Origin of the sequence: Psychrobacter sp. APC 3426 (assembly GCF_030408035.1) — a bacterium.
In the GTDB taxonomy this organism is placed as follows: Bacteria; Pseudomonadota; Gammaproteobacteria; order Pseudomonadales; family Moraxellaceae; genus Psychrobacter.
Window position 1 is genome coordinate 1 of sequence record NZ_JASDCF010000058.1, and the last position, 1,309, is coordinate 1,309.

Sequence of the window (1,309 nt, forward strand, 5' to 3'; positions counted from 1 at the left end):
TGAACCGCCCCGGGATTGTCGGAGACTCAATTTTCTGAGAGAATACGACAATGAAAACACGAAACTATACCCCTGAAATGCAAGAGCGAGCCGTCCGTATGCTAATTGAAGCTAAAGACGACTACCCATCCACCTGGTCAGCCATCAAAGCCATAGCGCCAAAGATAGGTTGCACGCCTGAGACCCTACGATCATGGCATAAAAAGCACATTGATAAAACCATTCCTGCAAACATTCAAGCTCAAAGCCAAGCGGAGCGTATCAAAGAGCTTGAACGTGAGAACAGAGAGTTAAAGCAAGCCAATGAGATTATAAAGAAAGCTGCCGCTTTTTTCGCCCAGGCGGAGCTCGACCGCAAACCCAAGTAATGGTTGATTTTATAGACGATCACAAACAACAATATGGAGTCGAGCCAATCTGTAGAGTATTACCGATTGCTCCATCCACATACTATCGTGCTAAAGAGCTAGAAGAAAATCCTGAAAAGCGTTCACAGCGTAGTCAGCATGACGACTTCTATCTTAATGAGATTAAACGTATTTGGAAGGACAGCAAATGCCGATACGGTGCTCGTAAAGTCTGGAAGCAGTTGAAGTCCGAAGGTATACATCCTGCACGTTGCACTGTAGAGCGGTTAATGCGTCAGCATGGTATGCAGGGTATTTGGCGAGGTAAAGGTAAGATAACCACTAAGTCTCGTGATGATCAAAAGCGTGCTGATGATTTAGTCAACCGTGATTTCACGGCCCATCGCCCTAACCAGCTATGGGTTGCTGACTTTACTTACGTTAAAACATTGAGTGGTTGGGTCTATACTGCCTTTATCATTGATGTGTTTGCTCGCGCTATCGTTGGTTGGAAAGTATCAGATCGTATGAACACGGATATGGTGATGGCAGCGTTAAATCAAGCCATTGCAGACAGAAATAACCCAAAAGATGTGATTCATCATAGTGATCGCGGCGTTCAGTACTTATCCATTCGCTATACTGATAAGATGGCTGATTCTGGCGTTATTGCATCTGTTGGTACAACCGGTGATTCATACGATAATGCATTGGCTGAAACGGTTAACGGGCTTTATAAAACAGAGGTGATTGAATATTTAAAACAGCAGTGGCGGGATGCGTATGATGTTGAATTAGCAACCCTTGAATGGGTCGATTGGTTTAACAAAACTCGCATTCATAGTACGATTGGTTATGTGTCGCCTTTTGAGTTTGAGAGACGATACTATGATAGTCTTACTGAGTCAGACAAAGCTGCCTGACTCAAGCAATCCACTCTCCGATATAGTCGGGGCGGTTCA

1 protein-coding gene and 1 other annotated feature are annotated in these 1,309 nt (G+C 44.3%); the gene reads left to right on the forward strand.

The genetic code is table 11. The features are described from left to right. The first annotated feature begins 50 nt into the window (after window positions 1-50). Window positions 51-1,270, forward strand: a protein-coding gene (locus tag QL919_RS14060; protein ID WP_290190089.1) for an IS3 family transposase whose coding sequence is annotated in 2 segments (ribosomal slippage) — window positions 51-336 and window positions 336-1,270 — 1,221 coding nt in all. Because the reading frame shifts where the segments join, the coding sequence is not laid out codon by codon here. Beyond that, window positions 326-442: a sequence feature (AL1L pseudoknot), on the forward strand. It overlaps the preceding gene by 117 nt. Window positions 1,271-1,309: the final 39 nt, after the last annotated feature.